Source organism: Zooshikella harenae, assembly GCF_018837975.1.
GTDB lineage: Bacteria > Pseudomonadota > Gammaproteobacteria > Pseudomonadales > Zooshikellaceae > Zooshikella > Zooshikella harenae.
In genome coordinates this window covers 60411-85600 of sequence record NZ_JAGSOY010000010.1, presented here as the reverse complement: position 1 = coordinate 85600, position 25190 = coordinate 60411, and the positions used below count along the sequence as shown (strand labels likewise).

Genomic DNA, 25190 nt, shown 5'->3' with positions numbered 1-25190 from the left:
TAGAAGAGGGGACATCACCACTCTTGATGTGAAAGCTTCATGAGTGCTGCTTCTCGGTCAGCCTGATCAAGCTCCGCGAGTACTTCACAAGCTTTATAAAACGCAGACAGTGTTTGCTGTTGTGCTAATAGCGTTTGTAGTGCAGGAACCCAACGATAATAGCTGGCAATTGAGGCCAGCTTTGCATTATTCAGCCCTGTTGCAATCCATTCATCGTAGACAGACCATTGTTTCCAGGGGCCCTGACGCAACTTCTGGTAATCTTGCTGTATTGCAGCTGTTACTATGTGCTTTTGTTGCAACTTTTGGTCATCTGCCAAATGACTTCGATATACTGCACCTAATTGCTGACGATACCCCAGTAGCCAACGGGTAAATTCATCCTCAAACTGCAATCGATCTTGTAGTGGTCCTAAGGGATCAGCCTCAGGATGGGCTTGCAGATACCAGCGTTTTACGCCTTCAAGAGCAACAACCGTTGCCAGACTTTCATTAAAGTCTGTGTCACCAGGAACATACAACCACTGATGGGCAAGCTCATGAATTAATAATTCAGCTAAGTGAGCTTCAGGAAAATGTATAAAGGTATTTAGCAAAGGATCATTGAACCAGCCCAACGTAGAATAAGCTTTGATACCTGCCACATAAGTATCAAACCCGCCGTCCTGAAGCCGAGTAGCAGACTGTAGTGCATCGGCTTCATGATAGTAACCCCGATAGGCCAGACACCCCACCAGGGGATAACACCAGGTTTTCTGTTCAAGCGATAATTCTGGAGCAGCAAATACATTCCAAACAATATAAGCACGCTCAAGATCAGCATAGTGCTGATAACTATTCCCAACAGGTAAGTGCAACTTTTGCTCAGCAAAATGCAACAGTTGCTGGCTTAGGTCTAACTGCTGCTTAAGTAGTACATCATCTGTCGTATCAACGACGTCAACGACAGGCTTGCGGCGCTGGACAACATCTAACTGACCAAAAGCAGCTTGTTGATAATAATGAATCGTCTCGCAACTTGTTATCAAAGCAGCAAATAATAGTAAAATGACTGCTCTACAAACGAATACTCGCCCAATGGCGACGGGACCAAATAATGCCATAAATAACTGAAGTTAGCGTTCGCTGTATAATTTGTAAAAGCCAAATAGCCACTAAGCCATAACCAAGATAAGGACCAAATACCCAGGCCAGTGGCAAGAAAAATAGCCATTGCATAGACACGGCAATTTTCAATACCGTCCGGTTTGCCCCTGCACCTAGTAATGCCTGCGTTAAAACAAGCGAAGTGGCATCCAACACCATCGTTAATCCCGTAAGCTGTAAGGGAAGTACCCCCATAGCTCGAACCTGCTCATCATGAATAAAACAGCTAAGAATAAGATCCGGACAAAGCCAGAAGGGGATACCTAGTACAATGAGAATTCCACCCGCTACTTTAACGGTATCCCACCCCCATTGATAGGCATGATCTGGCTTATTTTCACCCAGTGAATGGCTGACTAATGTGGTTGCAGCCATACCTAACCCCACACCAGGTAAAATAAGGAATAACGCCAGGTTAACCAGTACATGTCCAACAGCTAAAGCATGACTACCTACTTGACCAATAATCCAAAACATGGCCGTTATACCGGTTGCAAACAAGGTTTGTTGCAACGAAGTAGGTATTGTCAGTTTAAGGACTCCAGCCCAGGTTCGTCGGTCAGGTAAGCTTTGCATAAAACCATAACGACGCCCCATCTGCCATGTCATCCAAGCATAAATTAAGCTACCTAAATACATGGCAATTGTCGTACCTAAACCTGCTCCTGCTGAGCCCATAGCAGGCAGACCAAAACAACCAAAAATAAGACTATACGACAGAATGACATTAATAATATGCATTAATAGCAAGGCACGAAGATACGTCATCGAGTGATTTATACCATTCCAAAATCCTCGAAAGGAAAAATTAAAAGCAACGGCCGCGATACTTAAAACGCGCCATTGAAAATAAGGAATGGCTTCAGAAAGCACACCAGAATCATTATTTAACAGCTTTAAATACCAAGGCGCGAACCAATAAATTAATATACTTATGGGTAATGCGACCCCGATTCCTATCAGCAAACCAACATGTAGTGGTTGAGCACACTCACTTGTACGTTGCTGTCCATTACGACGGGCAACAAGCGCTTGAACACCAGAAGATAAACCCGTCACTAATGAGACACACATAAAGTTGGCATAACTGGCAATCCCTACACCGGCCAAAGAAATTTCTCCCAAACTGCCCACCATGGCCGCATCCACCAGGTTTAACAGGCTTTGCGATAACATGCCGCCAATAATAGGTAGACCGAGAAATAAAATGGTTTGAATACGTTGAAATTGCAACCGTGCCCCCAATACATGCCATGAGCGTTCAACTAAACATCAGTGACTTATCATGCCTTATAGGACTTCACTTCATCCTACTTTTTAAACAGGGCAGATAATTTAGGTATTAGTAGAAACAGAAAAGATACTATCCAGGGTAAGATAATACGCAAAGGACAAACATTTTACTCCCGACCCAAGGAGAATATCGCAAAAGGTAGGGAGTAATTCGATTGTCATTAAGGTTCATAGCTTAAGTTTGGTGCCAACCAACGTTCAGCTTCTTCAACAGTAATTCCTTTCCGCTCAGCATAAGATTCAACTTGATCTTTCGCTATTTTTCCCACAGAAAAGTAACGTGCTTCTGGTGCAGAAAAATACCAACCACTGACAGAAGCCGCAGGCAACATGGCAAAGTGCTCAGTCAATGAAACCGTTGAGCTCTGTTTGGCTTTGAGCAACTTAAATAATGTTGCTTTTTCAGTATGATCTGGACAAGCTGGGTAACCAGGAGCAGGGCGAATACCTTGATAACGTTCTTTAATCAGCGCCTCATTATCAAGGGACTCATCTGTTGCATACCCCCATAATTCTTTACGAACACGCTCATGCATATGCTCCGTAAAGGCTTCTGCCAAACGATCAGCAAGTGCTTTGACCATAATGCTATTGTAATCGTCATGAGCTGCTTCATATTGACGGGCAAGTTCGTCTGCGCCAATACCCGCTGTCACAATAAACCCACCCACATAATCATGAATACCACTCTTTTCTGGGGCAATATAATCGGCCAGACAGTGTTGTGGTTTACCTTGAGGTTTTTCAATTTGCTGACGCAAATGATGCAGGCGCGCTTTAATCGAAGAACGACTATCGTCTTCATACACCACAATATCGTCATGATTTTGCTGTGCAGCAGGCCAGATGCCTATAACCGCCTCTGCTTTAATTAATTTCTCATCAATAAGTTTTTTCAACATTTGTTGAGCATCCGCATATAGCTGACTGGCCGCAGTACCCACTACTTTATCCTGGAGAATGGCAGGGTATTTGCCCACTAAATCCCAGCTAATAAAGAAAGGCGTCCAGTCAATATAGGGAATCAATGCTGTCAAATCATAGTCTTTAAACTCTTTCACCCCAATAAAAGTAGGCTTGGGTGGAGTATACGTTGACCAATCAATAGCATGCTTATAAGCAGCTAACTCTGCATAGGGTACAGGGCCAGCCTTTGGTTTTCGCCCCATATTTCGGGCACGAACAGTGTCATATTCCTCATTGAGCGAGGCTAGAAACTTTTTACACTGCGCACCTAATAACTGAGTAGCAACCCCCACACTACGAGACGCGTCAGGAACATAAACAGTTGCCCCTTCATACTGTGGTGCAATTTTAACGGCAGTATGTGCTTTAGACGTTGTAGCCCCGCCAATCAGTAACGGTATCTTAAATGCTTGGCGCTGCATTTCCTTAGCCACATGCACCATCTCATCAAGGGAAGGGGTAATCAAACCACTCAAACCAATAATATCAACATCATGCTCACGGGCTGTTTGCAGAATTTTGTCACAAGGCACCATAACGCCCAAGTCAATCACTTCATAGTTATTACATTGCAGGACTACACCTACAATATTTTTACCAATATCATGCACATCACCTTTTACCGTAGCCATTAGAATCTTGCCTTTGGCTTTCGCACCTTCACTTTTTTCAGCCTCAATAAAAGGCACTAAGTGGGCTACAGCTTGCTTCATCACACGCGCACTTTTCACGACCTGAGGCAAGAACATTTTACCAGCACCAAATAGATCGCCGACTACGTTCATTCCTGACATTAGCGAGCCTTCGATAACCTCAACGGGTTGATCTGCAGCCAATCGGGCAGCCTCGGTATCCTCAACAATAAATTGAGAAATACCTTTAACCAGCGCATGCTCTAACCGTTTTTCAACGGGCAGGCTTCGCCAGCTAAGATCTTCAGTTGATTTAGATGTCGCTTTACCATCACCCCGAAACTGATCGGCAACCGCCAGTAATGCTTCAGTGGCATCTTCACTGCGGTTCAATACTACATCTTCGACACAGTCTCGTAGTTTTTGTGGAATTTCTTCATATATTGCCAGTTGCCCCGCATTGACAATACCCATATCTAAACCCGCTTTAATTCCGTGATAGAGGAAAACAGCATGAATTGCTTCACGTACGGAGTTATTTCCTCGAAACGAAAATGAAACGTTACTCACGCCTCCTGAAATTAAAGCATGAGGTAAATGCTGCTTGATATAACAGCATGCAGTATAAAAGGCTTGGGCATAATCATTGTGCTCTTCAATCCCCGTTGCTACTGCAAATATATTGGGATCAAAAATAATATCCTGAGACCAAAAGCCAACTTTATTGACCAAAATATCGTAAGAGCGCAGGCAGATTTCTATTTTTCGTGCTGCAGTATCAGCCTGGCCTTGTTCATCAAAAGCCATCACCACAACCGCTGCACCATAATACATACAGCGTTTTGCCTTATCGATAAAGTCAGCGTCACCTTCTTTTAAACTGATAGAGTTAACAATGCTCTTACCCTGAACACACTTCAAGCCTGCTTCAATGACATCCCATTTAGAGGAGTCAATCATTAGTGGTACCCGGGCAATATCAGGCTCAGCAGCAATCAAATTAAGGAAGGTGACCATGGCTTGCTCAGAATCAAGCATGCCCTCATCCATATTGATATCAATTATTTGAGCGCCATTTTCAACTTGGTCACGAGCAACCTCTAATGCAGTCTCATAATCATTTTCACGGATGAGGCGAGCAAAACGAGCAGACCCGGTGATATTGGTACGTTCACCGATATTCACAAATAAACTGTCAGCTTCAATATTAAAGGCTTCTAAACCACTGAGTCGGCAGGCCACGGTAACGGTTGGACGCTGGCGAGGAGGGTACTTAGCTACGGTGTTGGCGATAGCTTGAATATGAGCAGGTGTGGTACCACAGCAACCACCAATAATATTAACAAACCCACTACACGCAAACTCGTCTATAACCGCAGCCATGCTCTCAGGCGACTCATCATATTCACCAAATTCATTAGGTAATCCCGCATTAGGATGAGCACTAACCAAGGTATCCGCTTTTAAAGCCAACTCTTCAAGATAAGGTCGTAATTCTTTAGCGCCAAGTGCACAGTTCAAGCCGATACTAATAGGCTTGGCATGAGCTACCGAGTTCCAAAAAGCTTCAGTGGTTTGTCCAGAAAGCGTCCTACCCGAAGCATCTGTAATCGTCCCTGATATCATAATAGGTAACGACATTCCTAACCGATCAAACAGGGTTTGCACAGCATAAATAGCCGCTTTACAATTCAAGGTATCAAATACAGTTTCAATCAAAATAATATCAACACCACCATTAATAAGCGCCTGTGCAGCTTCAGTGTAATCTGCAACTAACTGATCAAAGGTGATATTGCGAAAGCCTGGGTTATTTACATCAGGTGATATTGTTGCAGTACGGCTTGTGGGTCCTAGCACACCTGCTACAAAACGGGGCTGGTTTGGTGTCAATGCAGTTATTTCATCTGCAGCACGCCGTGCTAATCGGGCTGATTCATAGTTCAGCTCAGTCACCAGTGATTCAAGGCCATAATCAGACTGGGAGACCTGAGTCGAGTTAAATGTGTTGGTTTCAATAATGTCTGCACCGGCTTCCAGATAGGCTTTATGAATAGCCAAAATACTATCAGGTTGTGTTAGTGACAAAAGGTCATTATTGCCTTTCAGTTCCTGGTTAATATCAGCAAAGCGCTCGCCACGATAGTCAGATTCCTCCAGGCGATAGGTTTGAATCATGGTTCCCATTGCACCGTCCAGAATCAATATCCGTTGCTGTAACTGGTCCATTAACAATGTGGTGCGTTGGTTATTTACTGTCATTATTTTATTCCTGAAGACGGGTTAACAATCAGTCGGTTTGGCCTAGGAAAGATCTGCTAACACTTCACAGCGGTTTATTCATTAGCAATATGCAAGCAAAGCTAAGCATTCTAACAAAAACCTTTATACTTAAGCGATGCTTTAGTAATAAACTGTCGCCTATTAATACCCGATCAATTTACTCGGAATTGAACTTGTTATAAACTGTCTAACTAGAATGTGAATTAGTCTGAAGTGTGTTACTGAGAGTCATAAATGAATATCAAAGTTACTGAGTCTGCCCAAGATTATTTGGCAGAACTGCTGGCAAAACAGGAAGTTGAAGGGATTGGCATCCGCATTTTTATCACGCAACCTGGAACGCCCTACGCCGAAACCTGTATCGCCTATTGTAAGCCTGATGAGAAACAGGAAGGCGATATTGAAATGCCACTAAAAGCATTTAGTGCCTGGATCGAAGGCGATAGTGAACCATACTTGGAAGAAGCAGAAGTTGATTACGCGACTGACCGCTTTGGTGGCCAGCTCACCATCAAGGCGCCTAATGCCAAAGTACCACGTATCAGCGAAGATAGCCCACTGAATGAACGTATTAACTACATTCTTATTACTGAAATCAATCCTGGACTGGCAGCACATGGTGGACGAGTCGAGTTGATTGAAATCGTTGATGATGTTGCCATCTTACAATTTGGTGGTGGTTGTCAGGGCTGTGGTATGGTCGATTTGACGCTAAAAGAAGGTATTGAAAAAACGCTGCTAGAGCGTATACCTGAGTTGAAAGGGGTGAGAGATGTCACTGATCACTCAGATACAACACAAGCCTACTACTAATTTATAAATAATTTATCTCAAAAATTAGCTGCCTGGCAAAAGCGGATGGAATGTTCCACCAATATGCCCAAACATTTTTTATGGGCACCTCTAAAAATGAGCTTTTTCCCTGATAGCTGTGTAAGCGCTGTGCTTGGATCCTCATGTATTTCTTATACACTGTAGCCCTCCGTACAGTGCTTTCTTGCTCTCACAAAAAAGTCACTATTTTTAGAGGTGCCCTTATTTTGAAATATCAATATTAAGGTAATTTGGAGCTAAAAAAGAATTCTAATTATTATCAAAAATACATTTTAGTGTTATTTCACCAAGTAATATATTACTCGGCGAAATAACATAAAGTGCAAGTATGTGAACGTTTTTATTATGTGTTAGTTCCGATCAAAAAGAACACCAAAACTAACTTATTAAACTACTTCATAACTATTTACCGGGGCTGAAGAAGTGGATGGAAGCTCTGAAGTAACGGCTGAAATAGGGGCTGGACAAAATAATTTGTGCAGTAAGCTAATGAGTTCTTTGGCTTCCTCACTGGCTAAAGAGTAGTAAACTGTTTGCGCTTCTTTGCGCGTAGTCACCAGACCATCCTTGCGCAGTACAGCTAAATGCTGTGAGAGGGCTGACTGACTCAAATCGAGACAGTCATTCAACTGCGAAACAGAAAACTCCCTTTCCCCCAAGTAGCATAAAATCATAAGTCGATTTTCGTTACTTATTGCCTTGAGAAAATTAACTGCAGTACGTGCATTTTCTCTCATATGATCAGGGTTTACAGTTGTACAAGTTGGTGATGTCATGGACTGCCTTACCATAGTGATCACTTTTTGTGTATCGTAATGAAACTAAACATAAATGACAACCAAACACTCAGCAATGTCACAAAACTAACAACCTTGATACAAGATTTTACAATCCTGCAAGTTGAAGGCGGCTAGCATGCTGACGGTAAACCGTCACTGGATCAGTCTCAAATAAGTGGTGAATACCAAAAAAGTGATTTATTTGATCTAAATGGTTCATCTTAAAATTATCCCGAATAACACGTCCCAAGTGGCTACTACAACGGGCAACCATTCCATCATTCTCTTCTGAAAAAGCCAGCCCTGTTGCAGATAACGCATAATCACTGGCATCAAGGACATTTGTCAGCGTTGAGCTGCCTGCCCAAGAGTAATAGCGTACTCCACTAACCAGCGACTCCCCCTCACCACAAAAAGATGACGGAATACCTGCAGGAAATTGGGCATTAAATAATGCTGATTCGTAAGTACTTAAAGAGGAGAGACTTCGTTGAAAATCTTGTTTGTCTTGCGGAGAGCCAGAAGCAATACCAATAAGCTTTGCTAAGCCGTTGAATACTGTTTTCAACAGTTTATCGCCCATATTACCACCAGGTTTTGTCATCAGTAGATCAGCCACTTTACTGCCCTTATGAGGTGAGGCAACTGAAGAAACAGATTTAACCAAGTCAGGACGTACTGCAGCAACATAACGACTGGTAGGACCACCCTGCGAGTGTCCAATCAGATTAAACGCTGAATGTCCTGTTATCGCTTTAAGCTCTTCAAGATAATGCAATAATTCTTCACCACGACGAACACTATCTTCCAACGCTGTCACTTGAGCTACATAGACTTCTGCACCACTACGACGTAAGTCAGACACAATACCATACCAATAATCTACGCCTAATGCAGAGTCAAAACCAAACATCCCATGGACTAAAACAATGGGATATCGTGTTTTCGTATACTGTGTAGCACTGCGTTTTTCTGCAGCAAAACTAGAAACCGATGAAACAACTAAAGTAGCGCCAAATAACCACGCGCCTAGCTTAATTGACATTTTCATAGTTGATCCTTTGTTCTTATTATATTTTCCTTAATTGTTATTATTATTCACGTATCTTAGGAGCTTATCTAAACAATCACCTCCCTTAAAGAAATACCCATTTTTATTTTTTTAATTTTTTATTCACACTTATTATTAGTAAAAAAAGTGTCTTACATTTTAGGCTAAGCTTATAAATGCCTAAGTGAATAAGACATTGGTTATTTGATTATATTTAGCGTGAATTAGTCAAGCGTTTTGTTAAACAATTCTCGTTGTTGTGTCGACTACAGCATATTTTTGTTAATACGTACATCACTTGTAGATAAAACTTTTTATCAACCCGTTGATAAAATAGTGCGGCAGGACCATTAAATCAAATAAAGAAGCGAAAAAAACGCTTTTTTCTCATCAAACCAAAACCATCGTATAAAATTATTAAAATTTAACTAATCAGTTCGCCCAACTTTTAACGTTATACATAACAAATCGAATACTGTCTCAGCTCAAAACAGCCAGTCCACACCTCTTTAATAAATACGGTTGTTCCACCTTCACCATAAGTCATTTAATTTTTTACTTTTCAAACATTTGCGATGAAGATTCAGTATAGTCAATAGCAATGACAGTAATTGTCTTATGACCTGAAGGGAGTACCAAGTCAACTTCATCAAACAATGTTTTACCAATCATGGCTCGAGCTACAGGTGTATCAATACTGATTAATCCCTGACTCGCATCAGATTCATCTGTACCCACAATTCGATAATGTGCCTGTATACCTTCTTCATCTTCCACTGTGACCCAAGCACCAAAGTATACTTTATCTCTTTGCTCAGGCAGGCTATCAACAACCTTGATATGCTCTAGTCGTTTTCGTAAATACCGCACTCGACGATCAATTTCTCGCAGCTGTTTCTTACCATAGATATATTCAGCATTTTCAGAGCGGTCACCCAGTGCTGCCGCTTCAGCAACAGTCTGTGTAACCTCAGGACGCTTAATACGCCATAAGTAGTCCAGCTCGTCTTGAAGTGCTTTTGCACCTTCAGGCGTAATATAGGGGGGACGAGAACATGTATTTTTGCTCATAGCAGAAAATATCAGTCACCGTATCAGTTGCTAACCAGAGTACCAGGTTGAATTAACTGTAGTCTATTCAAAGGCCAATAAATCGTGTATCTTAGCCGCCTTTTGCCAGGAATGACAGACGATACGGTGAAACGCTACAAGCAGAGTATACTTTCTGATTACTTTGTGATTACTGACCCTGAAAGTCATGAGCACCATCTTGTGGAGTCAAACTATGACATTGAAGAAGGGCAACGAAATCGCACGTTATGTACAGAGGTGATTCAACATGCTTCCTTCGCAGATGTGCTCACTAATCAGCGCTTGTCTGAGATATGCCTTATCTGTAAAGCTATACTATTACGTCGAATTGAAAATATGCCTCATTCCACGAAAAAGTCTAAGACATTAAAAGAAAGCGAAGAGGAGTTCTCAGCAGAAGTTTCTCCTCAACAGCTATCACTGTTACAGTAAATATTAACGTTTAAAATATTACTATCAGGGCTTGAGAACTAAGCCCTCAAGCCCTAAGTTAGCTTAATCGTTATTTAACGTTTCGTTTTGGCAATACATCTTTTAGCTTGTTACGCATGTCAATCAAACTTTTTTCCGTGGTATCCCAGTCAATACACGCATCAGTAATTGAAATACCGTATTTCAGGTCTTCTAAGTTATCAGGAACAGATTGACTACCCCAGCCAAGATGGCTCTCTACCATCAACCCAATAATGGACTCATTCCCATCAATGATTTGATTCGTCACATTTTCCATCACTAATGGTTGCAAGCTAGGGTCTTTATTTGAGTTAGCATGGCTGCAATCGATCATCAAATTGGGCGTAATACCGTGCTTCCCTAGTGCCTGCTCACACAAGGCCACATTAACAGAGTCATAATTAGGTTTACCATTACCACCACGTAGCACCACATGCCCATAAGGATTACCTCGGGTATGAATGATCGCGACCTGGCCATCTCGGTTAATCCCCAAAAAACGGTGAGGGCTTGAAACAGACTGTAACGCATTGATCGCCACAGTAAGGCTGCCATCAGTACCATTTTTAAAACCTACAGCAGAAGACAGACCACTGGCCATTTCCCGGTGTGTCTGAGATTCAGTTGTTCTTGCACCCACAGCAGACCAACTGATCAAGTCTTGTAAATATTGAGGTGAAATGGGATCCAGGGCTTCAGTGGCCGTAGGCAGCCCAATTTCCGCAACATCCAACAATAGTTTACGGCCGATGTGTAGCCCGTCTTCAATTTTAAAGGAATCATTTAAATAAGGATCATTGATAAGGCCTTTCCAACCCACTGTGGTTCTTGGCTTCTCAAAATACACACGCATAACAAGATAGAGGGTATCTGACACTGCATCGGCCAGTTTCTTCAAATGATGAGCATAATCAATCGCAGCTTCGGTATCGTGAATAGAGCAGGGACCAATCACAACCATTAAACGGTGATCTTTGTGATCTAAAATGTTTCGAATAGTTTCTCGACCTTGATCTACAACCTCATAAGCTTTATCTGATAACGGTATATCTCGCTTCAACTGGGTTGGTGTTATCAGTAAGTCTTGTGCGACAACATTTAAGTCATCAATGGGTAACTTAGACATCATGATTCCTATTTATTTATTACACCCTATCTTGTTTAACTTGGCTCATCAGCACCAAGTGAATTTATTGTAATAAAACCTGCGCAATAAACAGAGCCTATGATGACATTTTTTCTAAAAAAACTTTATTCGACGATGAATATACCCTCTACGAAGGGTATAGCTATACCATCACCTTAATTAAACGAGAAATATTGGTAAAATAAAGGGCTGCTTGAGTCGGCCGAGACTCCATTAATTGAAACGTTTGTGCATAATTCTGGAGCTGCGATTTATATTCAGCGACTTCATGCTGAATTAATTTATCCAGCGAACCCATTCGTGAATCCAGTTCAACTGTTTTATAGTCCACAATCCAGCGTGTGCCTTCAGCATCAATAAATGTCCGATCAACAACATAATGCAGCATTTTTCCACGTATCTGCATCGTAATAGGGTATTCGCACTGACTATCTTCCAGTGAGTGATTCAATAGCCACGAGGCTTGTGGATCTTGCAATGTCTTCAATACCGCTGCCCTGACTGATTGCAGTGCACGTTCATAATCCTCACGACCAACCCCGAGTTGACGCAAGTGTTGTAACCACATAGCCTGGCGCTGTTCACAGTAAGCCTCAGCTTGCGCCGACACCTGTTCTACGCCTGTGATGGTAATATGATATAGCGCCCGATGCACGACAGTACCCACATGACGAGGAACATCATCCCAAACCAGCTCAGGCATATTTTCTTCACCGTCATATTCTTCCCCGCGGTAGTCTTTTAACAACTGACCACTTTGTAAACCTGGACTCAACCAGTCAGCAGGAAGTCGGTGCAGAAACTGCCCATTCACCATATTTACATGTACAGACTCATCAATAGAAGAGGTCAACGTTTGCCACTGAATTTGGTGGCGAATAGCAGGCCAGATGGCTGCGAGCAATGCATCTTTACTGGGTTCTTTATTCGGGTCGCCTGAAAATAATAAATAAAGTTGTTTTTTGGCGCGGGTGCAGGCTACATAAAGCACTCGAATCGACTCTAGTCGCTGCTTCTGTTGCTCTTGCTGGCGAATAAACTCATAGAGTTTATCGCCTTGTTCATCCTCATAACGATGTAGTGGAGACATTAAAAGCGAAGAGGGGGACTGTTGATCTTCACTTAAACGCTGCTGCCACAACAATAAAGAAGAACTGTCAGCCTGACCTCGTTTCTCTAACCCAGGCAAAATAACTGTATCAAACTCCAGCCCCTTGGCCTTGTGAATAGTCATTATCTGCACGCGAGGGTCACCCTCTGGGTCTGCCTGCGCATATAGCTTCGCGACCTTTTCTTCAAGCTCTGTATGATTAAATGGATTAATAATCGTTGATGGCATGTTGTCCAATACCAACCAAAAAGCATCCAGATCATTTAACGTGGCTAAATCAAGCGTGGCGGCTGGCCCCCCTAGTGCCAACCAACAACCCTGTACCAGCGTCACTAAATGTTTACGCTGGCGCTGTTGATACGCATCCGCCAAAACTGGCGCTACACGCTGTATGCGTTGCACTCCATCCTGGCTAAGATGATTGATGACTTCAAGGGTTTGTATGTTCTGAATAACCGTTTTAGTTTCAGCTTGAGCGATTACTTCCAGATCTTGCTGACCTAAACCACACCAAGGCGCTCGGAGCACTGCTAACCAGGCAAGCTTATCTGCCATATTTGTCAGTGCTCGAGTTAAGCTTAAAAGGTCAAGAATCAAAGGTCGACTGGCTAAAGGATCAATATCAGTCGCTTGCCAGCGAATACCTGCTTGCTGAAGTGCAGGAATAATCGTTTTAAGGTGGCTTCGGTTACGGACTAGTATAGCGATCGTCTGTTGTGGTTCTTTGTTTAGCTGTTTTTGTATCAACTGAGTAATTTGCTGGGCCTCAAGTTGTCGTGAGCTATCTTCACAACCGATACAAACCACCGGGCTTTCATCCAGGGCAGGGCAAAATGGTGTAGACGCACTGTATTGCACAGCACCTAAGGGAATATTTTCTTGAGCAGGAAAAGCCTGTCGAAAAACCTGGTTTACCCAGTCAATAATACCTGCTTGTGAACGGAAATTTGTGGTGAGTTGCAACGGCGTTAATGACACATCCCCCACACCATAACGCCTGGCCCGCAAAAACAACCCTACATTGGCATCTCGGAAACCATAGCAGGATTGCATGCCATCGCCGACAATAAACAACGAGCGATTATCACCAGGCATCCAGCCTTGGACCAACCGCGTCAACAACGCAAATTGTGGTGATGAAGTATCCTGAAACTCATCCACTAGGATATGTTTTATCTGATAGTCCAGGCGTAATGCTAAATCAGAGGGCGTTAAATCCTGCCCTAATGCCACCAGTGCTGCTTCTGTGATTTGGCTATGATCGACTGTTCCTTGATCTCGAAAAACTAACAGTAAATGTCCTGCTAAACGTGGTAATACATGGCTTAATGCTTTAAGGACCTGCCACTGCTGCGGCGCATAGGTAACAGGTGGCAAGATACGAACTTGCTGTAATGCTTCCGCCAATCCAGGTTGCTCAGATAACGTCGCCAACAACGCATTCATCGCCTGCTTCAATGGCTCAAGCTGCTCTTTTTCAGCTTTCGTTTTCCCTGGAGGAAAGCCTTGCTTTTTAGTCACTGACTTACGCCATTGGCCTTTTTGCGTCAGTAACATTTCAGCCAGGCCAAGCCATTGTGAGAGAACAGAGGGTTCAGCTTTGGGTAGCTCAATCATTCCCAAGCATGACACCTGAATATGATCTGGCTCCTCACTGACCAGCTGCTGTGCCGCTTGATCTGCCAACACCACTAAGTCACTGCTATATGGTGCAAGTTTGTCTCGAACCTCCTGTAAAAGCTGACAATTGACTTGATAGATTGCCTGCTCCAGCTTAGCTTGAAACTGCTCATCCTGGTGACATGCCACCATGAACTGTAACCACTGGTCACGACGCTCCAACAAGCTCACCAACAACCGCTGGAGTCGATCCATGCGATTATCTAAGTGGTCCAGCAATAAGGCGATATCATCACCAATTACATCCTGAATATTCAGCTCAGCGAGCAAGCGTTTTACCGCTTCTTCATAAAGCAGATGTGCGCTATCAACAATCTCTGGCATACCGCCAAACCCTGACAGCATGGGTAACTGCCTGGCAAGCTGTGCACAAAACCCATCAATGGTTTGAATGCGTAGCCGGTTAGCATTCTCCAATAGCTGCCAACCCATTGATTCATTTTGCTGTAAGGCTTGACGAGCCAACTGGTAAGTCTGCGCTAAATAGGGGTCTTCCGGACAAGAACAACTAGCGGCTTGACGTAGTGCATTAAGAATACGAACACGCATCTCAGCAGCTGCTTTACGGGTAAAGGTAATACAGAGAATTTCTTCTGGCTTTTCGACAACCCCCAGGAGTGTTAACACGCGTTGTGTCAGCAAACCTGTTTTACCTGATCCCGCAGGTGCCGTTACTGCAAATGACTGTGCAGGGTCAAGCGCTGCTAACCTGGCATGACTATCAGCAGGTTGGCTCATAGTGACAACTCCTGCACGCGACACAGTGATTGACGCTGGCATTGCTGGCAAACTTGAGGACGCTTTGGCGCTACACGGGTATCACCTTGTAAAAAGTCTTTAACTAAGCGTGTTAAGTTGGTTTGCCACTGCTCAATAAGTTCATCCCACTGAGCAGGAAGCACTATGCGACGTTTTTTAGTCGTCAACGGGTCAACACCCTCAATGCCTAAAGCTGTTGCTGTAAGCCCTTGCCATTGACATAGTCCACGACGCACTTCGGCAAACGCCAATGCAGTGATTGGCTGTTTGGCTTGTAGTACATAAAGAGGCAATTGCGGATTATCAGGTCGTTCACCCAACCAACCTTGTAGTTGGCTCGCGCTACTTTTGTAATCAATCAACAATAAAGTACCATCCGCCAATCGATCTATACGATCAACCTGAAGCTGTAAGGGGAGTCCAGCAAATTCACAACGGCGTCGCTTCTCTATAACCACAACTTCAAAATCTGGCCGAGCCTTTTCTAAGGAAAGCCACTGTAGCAACGTTTCCTTGAGGCGCTGGTGTTCCATCTTATAAAGACGGGGTGTCATTAATTGCGGCTGACGTTTACGAAATTGTTCCAGAGCTTCTTCAACTGCAGTATTGACCAGTTGTTCTTCCTGAACTTCAGTCAATGCCATCAGCTCTTGGCGTTCTCCTAATTGTTGCCAACAAAAAGCCAGTGCCTGGTGTAGATATTGCCCTCGATCCTGCGGGGTAATACCAAACACCACCTGAGGCCATGGATTGACTCGCAACCGATGCTCTGCAAAGGCTTTAAAGGGGCAAAGCGCCTGATTCTGCAAAATACGGCTACCGCCTCTTACTTGCGCAGGCTGTGCAACCCCTGAGCTGTGATCTACCCGCCAGCGTTCCAAGTGGCGATGGGCGAGAAGTAAATCTGCATAGTTATTGACAGGCTTCAGCCAGCGGCTGATATCCAAAGTTGGTAAGTCATTGAGTAAAGGGCAGGGAGATTGCTCGCGTTCCCCCTCATGTTTTGCATAGGAAAAAACAACATGCTGGGCATTGTGCTGATAACCCGAAATCAGTGACTGCGTAAACGTCAACTCTCGTTCAGCAGAAGCATGAGGCATTTGTAGTCTAACTTGCATAGCAATTGGAATCAGCGGGTTGGGTGCTGGCGATGGTGGCCAATGACTATCATCAAAGCCAATCAACCAGCAGTGGCTAAAACGCAAACCAGCCCCTTCAAGTGCCCCTAAAATTTGAATCGGAGAGTCTTTGGTTTGCGCTTGAAAGGTATTCTGCTGCAACTGCCGTTGAAACAGTGCCAATGCTTCCTGCAGTGTGAGTGTTTCTGTAAAGCCATCCAATCCTGCAAAAAGCTTAAGCGCTTCATGAAAACGGGTGACTTGTTGAAATTCAACACTGTCTAATCGGTGTTCACCTGGCCACCCCAATAACTCGAGCTGCTTAGCGAACAACTTTGCCCAATGACTTGGCCATTGCTTGTTTCCTTGATAGCCCCCCTGATGTTCAATCTTCAATTGCTCAAAGCGTTGTAACTGTTGTGTTAAATAACAGGAAGGTTCATCAAGTAAATCACCTTGAGGGTTCACTTGCTGCAGCTGATACCACCGAGAATAGCTGGCTTGACTCCGATAACGTACTAACGATGTGGAAAGTTGTTCTTGCTGTAAATCGGCTAGCTCTCTTAAAAAATACGCCAGAAACCCTTCTTCATATAAAGAAATATGCCAAAAAGGCGTATTGAATAACGCTTGCCAAGTACTGCTGGATAGATGAGGCCGGTTGAGCTGTAACATCATTAATGCTGATACGACAATCGGCTGCTGACTTAGTGGCGTTCCTGCTGAAAAGTTAAAGGGTAGGGTATAGCGAGCTGTACCTGCCAACATGTATTGAGGCTCAAACACCTGCTGAAAGATCCGCTCAACTTGATCCCGACACTGACTTAACGTTGGGATAATAATACCAATCATGGCCTCTTGATTTTCAGCCAACACTGATTTTGCCCACTGTGCAGCCACTCGCAACTCATCATGAAAGCGAGGTAAGCAGGCTAGCGCTTTGCTCTCAGGCTCACAGGTTGGCCGAATATCATGAATGACATCAGCTACCACCTTAAAAAGGGACTGATATAAAGGTGCCAACGTATCAAAGCCAACCAACCACACCTCATTTAGCTTTGTTAACCATTGCTGTTGCCAGGCTTTACTAAGAGCCTCCGCTAACTGCACGATAGGTAACAAGTGTCGTTGTTTGCACTGTCCTAAAAATTTGACGCTCCACCGTTGGAGCATGACTCCCTCTGAGGTTGTCGCTAGTTCAGTATCATCAAGTTCAACTTGCCACAATACCAATTGTTTAAAGGCATTATGTGCTGTATGCGCTGTTGTGGTCACCCGTAATAGTGCACTTGCATCTTCATCCTGGCGTAAAATTTGCTCCCACATCAGCTGTGTTTGAAACTCGGTTAACAAGTTTCGAGTCAATGCGGGTCGATAACCAAGATCAGCTAGTCGTGTCCATTGGCTTTGTAACCAGGCTTCAAGTGCCATTACCCGAGGCGTTGGCCAGGCATGGAGTCCCATTGCGACTTTTTCTTGAGCATAAGCCGCATGAATTTTTGCAGCCATACGACGGTTTGGCGTAATAATCGTATGTTGCTCCGCCAATGCTGGACGAAGTGCTGTTAAATCAAACAAGGCTTTACTCAATGCTTAATATTTCCTTTTACCCTTTACGAAATACATAATACGAGCGCATTATAACGATAAGAACTAAATTACCAAGTAACTGACTATAAACATACTAAAAGGATGCTTATGAAAATTGCTGTGGTTGGCGTTGGTGCAATTGGTGGTATCTATGGTGGTTTACTGGCCCATATAGGTCATGATGTACACTTTTTATTACACAGTGATTTTGAACACGTACAACGCAATGGTCTCAGGGTTGACTCCGTGCTGGGTGATTTTCAGTTACCCAAGGTCAATGCTTACCAGCATGCCGCTGACATGCCCCAATGTGATGTCATTATTGTTGCCTTAAAAACTACAGCAAACATGCAGTTAGCACCAATACTTGATGTATTGCTTAAACCTGAAACAACTTTATTGCTACTTCAAAATGGACTGGGTGCAGAGGAGTTCCTGGCACAACACTACCCAGATACCAGTTTACTCAGTGGCCTTTGTTTTATTTGCTGCAGTAAAATTGGTCCAGGACATATCCTGCACCTTGATCAAGGGGCCATCCGTTTAGGCGAATACAGTCCCCAACAAGAAGCTGGCATAACACCTAAAATGAGAGCTATTGCTGAGTTGTTTGCTAATACAGGCATTTCAATCCATTTCACGCCAAATTTATTACAAGCGCGTTGGGAGAAACTGGTCTGGAATATTCCTTTCAATGGCTTATCCGTTATTTTGCAGCAGTCCACACAAGGACTACTAACGGACCGCCATTGCCGTGATTTATTGGTGGAGTTAATGGAAGAAGTGATTGAAGCGGCAAACCATTGCGGCTTTACGATTCAAGCTCACTATGCACATGTTTTATTGCATGCCACTGACAAAATGGCTGACTATCAACCAAGTATGCTACTGGACTATCAAAATAAGCGACCTTTAGAGCTGGAAAGTATTTATTGGGAGCCCATTCGCACAGCAGCTGAGCGCGGTTTTAACATGAGTAAGACCCGAGTCATTGCTCAGCAACTGGCATTTCTTGATCAGCAAAACAAACAATAAACCAATTTTACATCAATAAGTTAGGTTATATTATTAAAGTAAAAATGAAGCTTAACGCTTGGCCTTAAACCTATGACGAAACTACCTGAAAAACTCGTTATCGCGGTCTCATCCCGAGCACTATTTGATCTGGATGAAGGCCATCATATTTTTCTGGAGGAGGGGCTAGATGCTTATTCTGAGTACCAAATTGCCCATGAAAATGAAATACTCGCGCCAGGACAAGCCTTTCCCTTAGTCAAAAAATTACTGTCAATCAATCAACAACTACCTGGTGATCCGCGAGTTGAAGTCATTTTATTATCTCGCAACTCCGCAGATACCGGATTACGCGTATTTAATTCTATCAGCCATTACCAGCTCCCCATCGAACGAGCGGCTTTTTGTGGTGGTCGTAGCCCTTATCGTTATGTTTCAGCATTTGGTTGCCACCTTTTTCTATCCACTCATGCAGAAGATGTGTGTAGTGCATTGCAAGCTGGTTATGCTGCGGCCACCATCTTACCGACTCCACGTAAAGCCCAGCAGGCTGATGGAGGGGAACTTTGCTTTGCCTTTGATGGTGATGCGGTCCTCTTTTCAGATGAAGCAGAACGTATATATAAATCATCAGGTTTAGCCGCATTCAGTGCCAGTGAAAAAGCAGCTGCTAATGAGCCCTTATCGGGAGGTCCCTTCAAAGCATTTCTGTCTGCACTGCACAACTTACAACAACAATTTCCTCCTAATGAATGTCCCATTAGAACAGCCTTGGTTACAGCTCGTTCAGCCCCAGCGCATGAGCGCGTCATTAAAACCTTACGGGAGTGGAATATTCGAATTGATGAGTCGCTCTTTTTAGGTGGCCTTACCAAAGCGGCTTTTTTAAAAGCATTTCATGCCGATGTTTTTTTTGATGATCAAACTGTGCATTGTGAATCAGCAAGTGAGCATGTGACTACGGGTCATGTTCCCCATGGCATTGCAAATGAGCAGCCAGTTGATAATCCTAAAAAGAAAAATCATTAGAAAAATGCATACTTAACACCCAAAGCAAGCAGCGTACTTGCAAGTACAGGGTGCATTACCTGGTCAGGTAACCGACTACCTATACGAGTACCAACATAAATCGCAGGCAGTGAGCCAATTAGCAAGCTAAAAAGTAAGTGAAAATCCACATTACCTAAAAACACATGGCCCAGACCAGCCACAAGCGTAAGAGGAACAGCATGGGCAAGATCAGTTCCAACAATGCGATTTGATGCCAAAGTAGGGTAAAGCACTAATAATATTGCAGTACCAATCGCACCCGCACCAACGGAAGAAAGTGTCACAAAGGTCCCCAGCAGTATCCCCATCATGCATGTCAGTAGTTTCGTGTGTCGCTGATAAAATGATTGCAATCTAGGCTCAGTCTGCCTTTTTGATGGCACCAGCCACTTCCTAGCAAGCAAAACTAGCGCTGTCAGCATCAGCATTGTCCCCAGGCTAGAGGTCAATACATGACTATAGGTCTGACTGCCGGAAAAAAAATAGTGAAGCACTAATATGGTTAATCCTGCTGCAGGTAAACTACCCGCACCGAGAACCGCTACGACTCGCCAATTTATCGTTTGTTGACGATGGTGAATAAAAACACCACTAGCTTTAGTGAGTGATGCATACAACAAGTCAGTACCAATAGCGATATTAGGAGGAAAGCCAAACAGTAAGAGGAGGGGAGTCATTAGTGAACCACCGCCAACACCTGTTAAGCCGACCGCAAAACCGACTAATGCACCTGTGAGGATATAAAGCAAAATTTCCATCAAATATGGTCTAAGGTTATAAATAGTGAGCGGGAAGTAAACATTCGCAACATATGCCCTGTTAGCTCTGGTAAATGTAGCGGTTTAGATCTATTCTTAAAAAGAATATTTACTTATATTTTTATACTCTATGCGTATAATACAAAATGGAGGGTATAATGAAGTTGCAACAGCTGCGCTATATATGGGAAGTGGCGCATCATGATCTAAACGTCTCCGCGACAGCGCAAAGCCTCTATACTTCCCAACCCGGCATTAGTAAACAAATCCGGTTATTAGAGGACGAATTGGGTGTTGAGGTTTTCGCTCGGAGTGGAAAGCATTTAACCCGTATCACGCCTGCAGGTGAAGCGATCATCAAAAAAGCAGGTGAAATACTTCGTAAAGTAGAAAGTATAAAACAGGTTGCGCAAGAATTTAGTAATGAGCAAAAAGGCTCATTATCAATTGCAACCACCCACACTCAAGCTCGCTATGCATTGCCACCTGTAATCAAAAAATTCATCAAACAGTATCCCGATGTATCCCTACATATGCATCAGGGGACACCTATGCAGATTGCTGAGCTGGCTAATGATGGCACCGTTGACTTTGCCATCGCCACTGAAGCGCTGGAACATTTTAGTGACTTAATTATGATGCCTTGTTATTGCTGGAATCGCTGCATTCTGGTGCCCCAAGGCCATCCTTTAGCACAAGTAAACCCATTAACACTTGAGGAGGTCGCTAAGTACCCCATTGTTACTTATGTTTTTGGCTTTACTGGTCGCTCAAAACTTGACGAAGCCTTCTTTAACAGAGGTCTCTCAGCCAAAGTCATTTTCACTGCGACTGACTCTGATGTAATCAAAACTTATGTACGACTAGGGTTGGGTATTGGTATTGTCGCTAAAATGGCATTTGATCCTGAGCAGGATAGTGATTTGGTTGCACTGGATGCCAGTCATTTATTTGAGCCAAGCATCACCAAAATAGGTTTTAGAAAAGGCACATTTCTACGACGTTTTATGTATGACTTTATTGAACAGTTTGCGCCTCATCTAACCCGAGAAATCATTGATGAAGCTTATCATCACCACAATAAAGCAGAGCTTGAAGACTTTTTCAAAGAAATCAGCTTACCGACTTATTAGTTATAAAAATCCACATAAACGGTAAACAATAATCGCCGTTGAGTCTCACATGCCCCTCCATAATAATTTAAGTGAGACTCAACTTTTTTCGACGTACTTTCTCTCTCTTTAGCTTGCAAGTGAGTCTTTCATCTAAAGCTTGGGGATATAACCTCTAGGATCTTCTTCAAGCTGTTTACGACGTGGTTTTAACACTTCTTGCACCAGTTTGAAATAAACAGTATAGACTTGAGTACCCTCATTTGGATCTTCAACTATAAAAAAGGGTGCTTGAGTGACCCCCAACTCAGCCGCTTTGATCATACCTGGTGAAAAAGGGTCAGTTTCATACGCTTCAACAACCTCATTAATAAGATCAATAAATCCAGATGTCTCTAATCGCTGCTGCACATCAATACACTTCTGACAAGCTGAACCATCTGCCAGAATTTTTTTTACCATCGTGATATAAGGTTTATTGGATCCTACCATTGTGCAACCTATCAAGCTTTTCTTCTGCAAACTACCTTAGTCTGCTTGTGGAATATTCCCAGCATGTAAACCACATTCTTTTTGAGTAGATTCTTCCCACCACCAGCGACCTTCTCGCTCATGCTGATTTGGCAAAACCGGACGGGTACAAGGCTCACAGCCAATACTGACAAAACCACGCTCATGAAGTGAGTTATAAGGAAGTTCAAACATCCGAATATAATTCCACACCTGTTCTGATGACCAGTTTGCCAATGGGTTAAACTTCACTAATGGTTGCTGTTCACTACCAAACGTATGGTCCTGCTCAACCACTGGAATTTGAGCCCGAGTACTTGGACTTTGGTCTTTGCGCTGCCCAGTCACCCATGCAGGTAAGGTACTGAGCTTCTTACGCAATGGAGCAATTTTACGCACCCCACAACATTCCTGATGACCATCTTTATAAAAACTAAACAATCCCTTTTCTTTGACTAATGCTTCAACCGCTTGTGCATCAGGAGAAAGCATCTCAATAGTGATCCCGTAGCGGTTTCGAACAGCTTCAATAAACTGATAAGTTTCCGGATGTAATCGTCCTGTATCCAACGAGAAAACCTTAAAATCATTACTGACCCGGGATGCTAGATCAATAAGCACAACATCTTCAGCACCACTGAATGAAATCGCCAACTCAGGAAACAGCTCAAGCGCCAACCCCATGATTTTTACCGGGTCTTGATTGTCATATTCCAAATTGAGCTGCGTAATATTAATTGACACAGAGGAACTCCTCTCTCAGGCTAATGCGAACACATAAGTGCTCAATATATAGTTATAAAGAATAAGCTAACTATAACAAAAAGCCTGAACTGCATTAAAATAAAAACATTCGCTAACAATATAAGTAGCTGCTATATACGATACTTCCTAATCATAAAACAGCATCACTTGACCAACTATTTAGCTTGGAATGTGTGCAAACAAGTCAGTAGGTTATGAACTTTCGTAATTGATTCCTGATACTCAGCGTCTGCATCAGAATCAGCCACGATACCACCGCCACCCCAGCAGTGCAGTTGATTTTTCTCAGCCACCAGCGTGCGAATTGCAATATTGGTATCCATTGATCCATCCAAGCTGATATAACCAATACAACCACAATAAGCCTGCCGAGAAACAGACTCTAACTCATCAATAATTTCCATTGCACGCACTTTAGGTGCACCAGTAATCGAACCACCAGGAAAACTGTCTTCTAATATATGATAGCAGTCCGCATCATGTTTTAATGTTGCAGTTACTGTAGACACCAAGTGATGTACATTCGCAAATCGTTCCAGGGCAAAGAGTTCAGGTACTCGAACTTGTCTACAATGCTTACTTAAATCATTACGAAGTAAATCCACTATCATGACATTTTCAGCCTGATCTTTATGACTACGTCTTAGTTCATCAGCAAACTGTTGATCAAGTAGTGGATCAGCGTGTCTTGGTCGCGTGCCTTTAATTGGCTTTGTTTCAACCTCACGGGCCTGAATCCGGATAAAACGTTCAGGAGAAATCGACAAAATAGCGATATCTGGGAAGTCTAACCAGGCAGAGAAAGGTGCAGGACTGACCTCACGTAAAGCAAGGTAGGCATCAGCAACATCCCCTGAATATGTTGCTGAAAAACGCTGGGTTAAGTTGACCTGGTAACAATCGCCCTGTCGGATGTAGTTTTGAATGGCATTAAACTGCTGTTGATACTGATCAGGTGAGGTCGCAGAACTAAACTGTACTTGTAATCGAAATGGCTCAAGTGAGCGATTGGTCTGACTAAATAATCGGGCCAATATCTCTGCCTGACTAAGCTGACATGCTTTATGGACAACTACAAACCCTCGTTGTTGTCGATGGTCAAGCACAATCGCCCATAAGTATAAGCCAACCACCATATCAGTTTGGGTTGGTTTACTTGAAAAGCGGCGAGGCTCTATAGCCGCTTTTAAGTCATACCCCCACCAACCAAGCCAACCACCAGAGAATGGAATACCTTCAGGTATATCCTCTTCAGCAACATCATAGTTCGCTGCAATTTCACGCATCACGCTAAATGGGGAAGGGGATTGAGTTAATGATTCTGCGTGGGATACAACACCATCTACGGTATAAAGTTGACCGTTCTTATAAACCTGTCCTTCACGGCATGCTAAAACGACTTCGGGTGCTGCCGTCAAAATATCAATTTGGCTATCAGAGTAACTTGCAGGTTTTGCTGAGCTGTCAAGCCATGCAGCATAAGACCAAACTCGTAATCGAGAAAAGTAAATCCAAGAAGGCTGGTAGGGAATAGGGATGACTGTTAGTGTTGGCTCGTTCATGACGCTTACTACCGCTTAACACGGGCGCATTCTAACGTCTTGATAAAGCAAATGCATCCATAAGCAAAGCAGTTAAGCAAAATCTCATCGGATAGTCGTTGGCGTTATCCCTCCCAACAAATCAAACCAACCACAAACTTCTGTTGTTGAGTACAGACACAACTCGACATCGCAAACGTCAATTATTGACCTTTGAGCTACATAAGCGAACAAAACCATCTCCTCTCAGCATAAATAAGCTGCAAGGCTGGAATAACTCATACTGACAATGTTTTCTTACGGTGACACGTATCTTATTTTTAAGGCCACGGCAACGTGCAAATGTCATTCGCCAAATCGCAATTAGCTTGGGCCAAATTAAACAGTCCCCAAACCAAGACCAAAGATACAACAAACGTAACGATTTTCATTGGCTGTACTGCTTCCATTTTGAATCCCCCTCTGATACATCCACTGGTTTCCCTTCAGTGACAGATAAAGCAAAT

General features: G+C 43.3%; 18 protein-coding genes. 5 read left to right on the top strand and 13 right to left on the bottom strand.

The annotated features are described in order from the left end of the window. Positions 1-14: 14 nt before the first annotated feature. The 3 genes from KCG35_RS06780 to metH form a co-directional block, all read right to left on the bottom strand. The gene (locus KCG35_RS06780) at positions 15-1103 is read right to left on the bottom strand and encodes an aminopeptidase (RefSeq protein ID WP_215818922.1); all 1089 of its coding nucleotides are present in this window, start codon (positions 1101-1103) and stop codon (positions 15-17) included. Beyond that, a complete protein-coding gene (locus KCG35_RS06775) occupies positions 1057-2379 on the bottom strand; it encodes an MATE family efflux transporter (protein ID WP_230409060.1) in 1323 nt (440 codons plus the stop codon). The genes KCG35_RS06780 and KCG35_RS06775 overlap by 47 nt, the downstream gene beginning before the upstream one ends. 221 nt (positions 2380-2600) lie before the next feature. Further along, complete coding sequence (gene metH / locus KCG35_RS06770; RefSeq protein ID WP_215818921.1) at positions 2601-6299, bottom strand: methionine synthase; 3699 nt, start codon at positions 6297-6299, stop codon at positions 2601-2603. Between the two features lie 255 nt (positions 6300-6554). Between metH and nfuA the strand changes: the two genes are divergently transcribed. Then, positions 6555-7133, top strand: a complete 579-nt coding sequence (gene nfuA / locus KCG35_RS06765) for a Fe-S biogenesis protein NfuA (protein WP_215818920.1) — start codon at positions 6555-6557, stop codon at positions 7131-7133. 407 nt (positions 7134-7540) lie between these two features. Here nfuA and KCG35_RS06760 read toward each other — a convergent pair whose 3' ends face one another. The 3 genes from KCG35_RS06760 to greB all read right to left on the bottom strand — a co-directional run bounded on the left by KCG35_RS06760 (position 7541) and on the right by greB (position 10055). Further along, positions 7541-7930 carry an ArsR/SmtB family transcription factor gene (locus KCG35_RS06760; protein WP_215818919.1) on the bottom strand — a complete coding sequence of 130 codons (390 nt, stop codon included), beginning with the start codon at positions 7928-7930 and terminating at the stop codon, positions 7541-7543. Positions 7931-8039: 109 nt separating this feature from the next. Further along, positions 8040-8984 carry a lipase family alpha/beta hydrolase gene (locus KCG35_RS06755; protein ID WP_215818918.1) on the bottom strand — a complete coding sequence of 315 codons (945 nt, stop codon included), beginning with the start codon at positions 8982-8984 and terminating at the stop codon, positions 8040-8042. Between the two features lie 555 nt (positions 8985-9539). After that, entirely contained in the window at positions 9540-10055 is a 516-nt protein-coding gene (gene greB / locus KCG35_RS06750) for a transcription elongation factor GreB (RefSeq protein ID WP_215818917.1), read from the bottom strand. An 84-nt stretch (positions 10056-10139) separates the two neighbouring features. Here greB and KCG35_RS06745 point away from each other — a divergent pair, with 84 nt between their 5' ends. Then, positions 10140-10508, top strand: coding sequence for a hypothetical protein (locus KCG35_RS06745; RefSeq protein WP_215818916.1), 369 nt, complete (start codon positions 10140-10142; stop codon positions 10506-10508). Between the two features lie 70 nt (positions 10509-10578). Here KCG35_RS06745 and KCG35_RS06740 read toward each other — a convergent pair whose 3' ends face one another. The 3 genes from KCG35_RS06740 to KCG35_RS06730 form a co-directional block, all read right to left on the bottom strand. Further along, positions 10579-11655, bottom strand: coding sequence for a 3-deoxy-7-phosphoheptulonate synthase (locus KCG35_RS06740; RefSeq protein WP_215818933.1), 1077 nt, complete (start codon positions 11653-11655; stop codon positions 10579-10581). A gap of 163 nt (positions 11656-11818) precedes the next feature. Then, the gene (locus KCG35_RS06735; RefSeq protein ID WP_215818915.1) at positions 11819-15205 is read right to left on the bottom strand and encodes a UvrD-helicase domain-containing protein; all 3387 of its coding nucleotides are present in this window, start codon (positions 15203-15205) and stop codon (positions 11819-11821) included. Then, positions 15202-17934 (bottom strand): PD-(D/E)XK nuclease family protein, encoded by a 2733-nt coding sequence (locus tag KCG35_RS06730; protein ID WP_215818914.1) that lies wholly within the window; start codon positions 17932-17934, stop codon positions 15202-15204. Before KCG35_RS06730 ends, KCG35_RS06735 begins: the two co-directional genes overlap by 4 nt. 108 nt (positions 17935-18042) lie before the next feature. Between KCG35_RS06730 and KCG35_RS06725 the strand changes: the two genes are divergently transcribed. Continuing rightward, on the top strand, positions 18043-18969 hold the full coding sequence (locus tag KCG35_RS06725; RefSeq protein ID WP_215818913.1) for a putative 2-dehydropantoate 2-reductase: 927 nt from the start codon (positions 18043-18045) through the stop codon (positions 18967-18969). A 72-nt stretch (positions 18970-19041) separates the two neighbouring features. After that, complete coding sequence (locus KCG35_RS06720; RefSeq protein ID WP_215818912.1) at positions 19042-19977, top strand: 5'-nucleotidase; 936 nt, start codon at positions 19042-19044, stop codon at positions 19975-19977. Here KCG35_RS06720 and KCG35_RS06715 read toward each other — a convergent pair. Beyond that, complete coding sequence (locus tag KCG35_RS06715) at positions 19974-20756, bottom strand: sulfite exporter TauE/SafE family protein (RefSeq protein WP_215818911.1); 783 nt, start codon at positions 20754-20756, stop codon at positions 19974-19976. The genes KCG35_RS06720 and KCG35_RS06715 overlap by 4 nt on opposite strands. A 158-nt stretch (positions 20757-20914) precedes the next feature. Between KCG35_RS06715 and cysB the strand changes: the two genes are divergently transcribed. Then, positions 20915-21889 carry an HTH-type transcriptional regulator CysB gene (gene cysB / locus KCG35_RS06710; protein WP_215818910.1) on the top strand — a complete coding sequence of 325 codons (975 nt, stop codon included), beginning with the start codon at positions 20915-20917 and terminating at the stop codon, positions 21887-21889. Between the two features lie 132 nt (positions 21890-22021). Here cysB and KCG35_RS06705 read toward each other — a convergent pair whose 3' ends face one another. The 3 genes from KCG35_RS06705 to pabB form a co-directional block, all read right to left on the bottom strand. Continuing rightward, entirely contained in the window at positions 22022-22360 is a 339-nt protein-coding gene (locus KCG35_RS06705) for a hypothetical protein (protein ID WP_215818909.1), read from the bottom strand. Positions 22361-22396: 36 nt separating this feature from the next. Next, entirely contained in the window at positions 22397-23122 is a 726-nt protein-coding gene (locus KCG35_RS06700) for a phosphoadenylyl-sulfate reductase (RefSeq protein WP_215818908.1), read from the bottom strand. A 176-nt stretch (positions 23123-23298) separates the two neighbouring features. After that, the gene (gene pabB, locus KCG35_RS06695) at positions 23299-24705 is read right to left on the bottom strand and encodes an aminodeoxychorismate synthase component I (protein ID WP_215818907.1); all 1407 of its coding nucleotides are present in this window, start codon (positions 24703-24705) and stop codon (positions 23299-23301) included. Positions 24706-25190: the final 485 nt, after the last annotated feature.

Excerpts from the sequence above, each read along its gene's own strand:
- greB (WP_215818917.1), bottom strand. The coding sequence starts at position 10,055 with ATGAGCAAAAATACATGTTCTCGTCCCCCCTATATTACGCCTGAAGGT.
- KCG35_RS06735 (WP_215818915.1), bottom strand. The coding sequence starts at position 15,205 with ATGAGCCAACCTGCTGATAGTCATGCCAGGTTAGCAGCGCTTGACCCT.
- KCG35_RS06725 (WP_215818913.1), top strand. The coding sequence starts at position 18,043 with ATGAAAATTGCTGTGGTTGGCGTTGGTGCAATTGGTGGTATCTATGGT.
- KCG35_RS06780 (WP_215818922.1), bottom strand. The coding sequence starts at position 1,103 with ATGGCATTATTTGGTCCCGTCGCCATTGGGCGAGTATTCGTTTGTAGA.
- cysB (WP_215818910.1), top strand. The coding sequence starts at position 20,915 with ATGAAGTTGCAACAGCTGCGCTATATATGGGAAGTGGCGCATCATGAT.
- KCG35_RS06720 (WP_215818912.1), top strand. The coding sequence starts at position 19,042 with ATGACGAAACTACCTGAAAAACTCGTTATCGCGGTCTCATCCCGAGCA.
- KCG35_RS06760 (WP_215818919.1), bottom strand. The coding sequence starts at position 7,930 with ATGACATCACCAACTTGTACAACTGTAAACCCTGATCATATGAGAGAA.
- metH (WP_215818921.1), bottom strand. The coding sequence starts at position 6,299 with ATGACAGTAAATAACCAACGCACCACATTGTTAATGGACCAGTTACAG.
- pabB (WP_215818907.1), bottom strand. The coding sequence starts at position 24,705 with ATGAACGAGCCAACACTAACAGTCATCCCTATTCCCTACCAGCCTTCT.
- KCG35_RS06705 (WP_215818909.1), bottom strand. The coding sequence starts at position 22,360 with ATGGTAGGATCCAATAAACCTTATATCACGATGGTAAAAAAAATTCTG.
- KCG35_RS06755 (WP_215818918.1), bottom strand. The coding sequence starts at position 8,984 with ATGAAAATGTCAATTAAGCTAGGCGCGTGGTTATTTGGCGCTACTTTA.
- nfuA (WP_215818920.1), top strand. The coding sequence starts at position 6,555 with ATGAATATCAAAGTTACTGAGTCTGCCCAAGATTATTTGGCAGAACTG.
- KCG35_RS06715 (WP_215818911.1), bottom strand. The coding sequence starts at position 20,756 with ATGGAAATTTTGCTTTATATCCTCACAGGTGCATTAGTCGGTTTTGCG.
- KCG35_RS06740 (WP_215818933.1), bottom strand. The coding sequence starts at position 11,655 with ATGTCTAAGTTACCCATTGATGACTTAAATGTTGTCGCACAAGACTTA.